At 36.1% G+C, this 2,646-nt stretch carries 3 protein-coding genes and 1 pseudogene; 2 read left to right on the forward strand and 2 right to left on the reverse strand.

What is annotated here, in order from left to right; genetic code table 11:
- Positions 1–272 (reverse strand): annotated as a pseudogene (locus ABZC96_RS09565) (dCTP deaminase); the annotation flags it as partial.
- Positions 273–298: 26 nt separating this feature from the next.
- Positions 299–1,114: a peptidylprolyl isomerase gene (locus tag ABZC96_RS09570; protein ID WP_373030743.1), complete on the reverse strand. Its 816-nt coding sequence runs from the start codon at positions 1,112–1,114 to the stop codon at positions 299–301.
- Positions 1,115–1,372: 258 nt separating this feature from the next.
- Between ABZC96_RS09570 and ABZC96_RS09575 the strand changes: the two genes are divergently transcribed.
- Both ABZC96_RS09575 and ABZC96_RS09580 read left to right on the forward strand, forming a co-directional pair.
- Positions 1,373–1,660, forward strand: a complete 288-nt coding sequence (locus tag ABZC96_RS09575; RefSeq protein WP_373030745.1) for a putative quinol monooxygenase — start codon at positions 1,373–1,375, stop codon at positions 1,658–1,660.
- 3 nt (positions 1,661–1,663) lie between these two features.
- Positions 1,664–2,646: class II aldolase/adducin family protein (locus ABZC96_RS09580; protein WP_373030747.1), on the forward strand; the 983-nt coding region annotated here is incomplete at its 3' end.

A 2,646-nucleotide genomic window follows, 5' to 3' on the forward strand; every position in this document is an offset into this window, starting at 1 on the left:
ACTGTTCTTGCAAGTGCAAAAGAGTTAGGTGGAACGATACATACATCACCTTTAAAGTCTACAACATTGTTATCGTTAAAATCTTTTGGATCAACCACTTCTGCATTGATATTCGTAAAGATCTTGAATTCATCTGTAACACGGATATCATATCCATATGAGCTTAATCCGTAACTTACTACACCTTCACCTACAAGTCCTTCACAAAAAGGTGTGATCATTGCTTCATTAAGTGATTTCTCACGTATCCATTTGTCAGATTTTAGTCCCATGTTTTTCCTTCGTTTCTTAAATAATATTATCTGAGTATTTGTATATCGGCGCTTGTTTTGATTTTTTCAAAATAGTCCTTAAGTGCTTTACCCTGCTGTTGTTGTCTCCATTTTGCAGCCACAGCACCTTTAGCCGCTTCAAAAGGCATATTTACTTTACCTTGTTTAGAAAGAACTTTATAGCTTATATATCGGTCTCCTGCATTAAAAGGGCGTGTAAATGAACCATTTTGCGTTTGTAAAATACTACCAAGTAAAGTAGGGTTAAGCTCTTTAGTTGACTTTGTTACAGAACGGCTTTTTATGCCTTTGGCATTTTTTGTTTGAAGAAACTTTTTCATACTTTCTTCAGATGGTGCTGAGTATTCAATTAGACTAACAGAAGCAGGGATGGTAAAGTGCTCTTGGTGATTTTTGTAGAAGATCTTGAGTTCATCTTCACTTGGTGCTGCGATAGAACTAACCACTTTTTCCTGGAAGAACTTCTCTTTTTTCATTGCCTCTTTGACACTTGATCGATAGTTGTTCCATGTGGTACCCTGTTCTTTCAAGATCTTTTGCATTTTAGGGACAGTGAGATTGTTTTGTGCTGCAATAGTGGCTATTTTTGCATCGATGTCTGCCTCCTCGATAAATACATCTTTCATCGCAGATTTTTGTAGGCGGTCTTGAATAAGAAGATTGGTAGCCTGTTCTTTAGAAACCTGCATCTGTTGTTGTACAGCACGTATCTCTGCCGTGGTGATAGGTTCCCCTTCAACGATGATCGCAATGGCGTCCACCATTTTAGCATGTGATAGTGTCAGTAAAGTAATAAATCCAAGTAGAACAAGTTTTTTCATATATATCCGTTTCCCTAATAAGTTGGAAAATTATAACATAAACATGTAAATATAATATGAATTATTTCATTTAGGATATAATACTTCTTTATGCGAAAAAGGCGAAATATATGAGAAGAATTCTAGGGCTATTATTTGTTTTTTTAACTTTTTCTTTGATAGAGAAGTCATTTATATTTATATGAGACGTAGAAAGTAGATATATTCTAAAAAATAAGGGCTTTTAGTTAGAATATATTACAAAAACAGGAGAGTAGAATGACTATTACAAAAAGCGTAACATTCATAGCAAAAGAAGGCTGTGAAGAAAAAATGAAAGAACTTTTGACGGCTATGGTTGAACCAAGTAAAGCGGAGCCGGGAGTTTTATTTTATGAGATATTTCAATATGAAAATAACCCGCGCAGATTTATGGCAGTAGAGACATGGGAAAATGAAGAAGCACTTGACGGGCATAAGGCTTCTGCACATTATAAAGTGTATAAATCAAGTTATGAACCTTACTGTGAAGATAAATACACAGATGAACTAGAAGTATTAGGTTAGACTTTGAAAAATTTATGGGATGATAAAGAAGCCAGTAAGTACACGAGTGATCTGGATTTAAGAGTATATACCTCAAATTTACTTGGACAGAGTGATGAGCTGGTGCTTCATGGTGGTGGTAATACTTCTGTGAAGAGCATGGTTAATGGTGAAGAGATCTTATATGTGAAGGGGAGTGGCTGGGATCTAGTTTCCATCAAAGCTGAAGGGTTTGCCCCAGTGAAAATGAGTGTACTTTTGGAGATGGCAAAATTAAAAAGCCTCTCTGACAGTGACATGGTTACTCAGCAAAAAGCAGCCATGATAGACAAAAATGCACCCAATCCTTCCGTAGAAGCTATTTTGCATGCGATCATCCCTTTTAAAGTAGTGGATCATACGCATGCAGATGCTATCGTAACAATTTCCAACTCTAAACATGGCGAGGAGTATATTGCTAAGCTTTTCCCAAACTTCCTTATCATCCCTTATGTGATGCCAGGATTTATACTTGCACAGAAGATTTATGAGATGACGCAAGATTTTGACTGGGATACATGTGAGGGGATAATCTTGCATAATCATGGGATCTTTACCTTTGACAATGATGCTAAAAAGTCATATGATAAGATGATCACATCAGTGACTAGAGCAGAAGATTTTTTAGCAGAAAATGCAGCTATAGAACTGTCACATACTGAAGCGAATGATGAGGTAGATCTAGAGAAGTTACAAATGCTTATCTCCAAAGCTAAAGGCTATGATGTCGTTGTTAAACTCAATGACTCTCCTTTAGCGAAGTATTATGCGTTACAAGATAATTTAGCTGTCTTTGCTACGCGAGGTGTTTTAACCCCTGAACATATCATAAGAACGAAACGTATCCCATTAATACTTGAAGATGACAAGGTGGAGGAAGCACTTGAATTTTATATGAATGATTACAAAAAGTATTTTGAAACATTTTCAACAGATGAAATCTGTCTAAATCCTGCACCGAATTATGC

It is taken from the genome of Sulfurovum sp. (assembly GCF_041551015.1).
GTDB lineage: Bacteria > Campylobacterota > Campylobacteria > Campylobacterales > Sulfurovaceae > Sulfurovum.

Coding starts and splice junctions, on each gene's coding strand:
- ABZC96_RS09570 (WP_373030743.1), bottom strand. CDS start 1,114: ATGAAAAAACTTGTTCTACTTGGATTTATTACTTTACTGACACTATCA.
- ABZC96_RS09575 (WP_373030745.1), top strand. CDS start 1,373: ATGACTATTACAAAAAGCGTAACATTCATAGCAAAAGAAGGCTGTGAA.